This window comes from Mesorhizobium sp. M7A.F.Ca.CA.002.04.1.1 (genome assembly GCF_004022805.1).
GTDB classification, from domain to species: Bacteria; Pseudomonadota; Alphaproteobacteria; order Rhizobiales; family Rhizobiaceae; genus Mesorhizobium; species Mesorhizobium ciceri.
The window spans coordinates 1-934 of record NZ_RZPL01001159.1 but is presented as its reverse complement, the minus strand read 5'-3'; the positions used below and the strand labels follow the sequence as shown (position 1 = coordinate 934).

Sequence of the window (934 nt, the reverse complement as noted above, 5' to 3'; positions counted from 1 at the left end):
AACAGGAAGGTCTGGAATGCCTGGATATCCGCTGCCTGGATCTCGAATGTCGGCGTCGCTCCCATTGCGTAGAGCAGGCTGTGGTTGGTCAGCGCGTTGTTGGCGCCGCCGACGAGCATGGCGGCAACGCCGGTTCCGGCACCGCCAATCGTGTAATGACCGTTGAGATTGATGGTGATGTTGCCTTTCGCGCCGTTGGCTGTGCTTTCGCCGTAGGCGGCCACGGAACCAGCACCCTGCGCGAACAGGCTGTCGCCCGCGGTCAGCGTAACCGCGTGCGCGTCGCCGATGCCGGTCGCGCTCTGTCCGAACATGGCATACGAGCTCGCACCCTTGACCCAGACCTGGCTCATGGCCGTCGCCGTCGCCGCCGCGGCATCGCCGATGCCACCGCCGGAACCGGCAGCGCCGGCGGAGAGCGTGCCGGCCAGGCCGCCGCCGCCGCCCACCGCCTGGGCCACGATGCCGTGCGCCCGCTCGCCATCGGTGACGATCTCGCCGTCCTGCTGGATGGTCACCGTGCCGCCATTGCCCTTGGCACCCGCAAATGTGTTGAAGCCGATGGTGTTGTTGTCGATGCCGCTGCCGCCATCCGCCGTGGCGCCGAAGCGCCCGAAGCCGGCGCCGCCGATGCCGCCGCCGCCGCCGACCGACTGAGCGATGATGGCGACCGCATCGACACCATGCGTGGTGATGGTGCCGGTGCGGATCACGGTCACGTCGCCGCCATCGCCGCCATTGCCGCCAAGGCCGCCGATGCCGAGCGCGTTCGAGGTTTTACCTTTTGCGTCGCCGCCGACACCGCCGCCGCCGCCCACCGACTGCGCCACGACGCCATGCGCGCGGGCGCCGAAGGTTTCGATCGATCCGGAAACCTCAACCCTCACATCTCCGCCATCGCCGCCGTTGCCGCCCTTGCCGCCCAGGCTGAGGG

Annotated in this window: 1 pseudogene; it reads right to left on the bottom strand. The window is 69.2% G+C overall.

The window, feature by feature from the left end:
- Positions 1-934: pseudogene (locus tag ENZ75_RS32985) on the bottom strand (autotransporter outer membrane beta-barrel domain-containing protein); the annotation flags it as partial.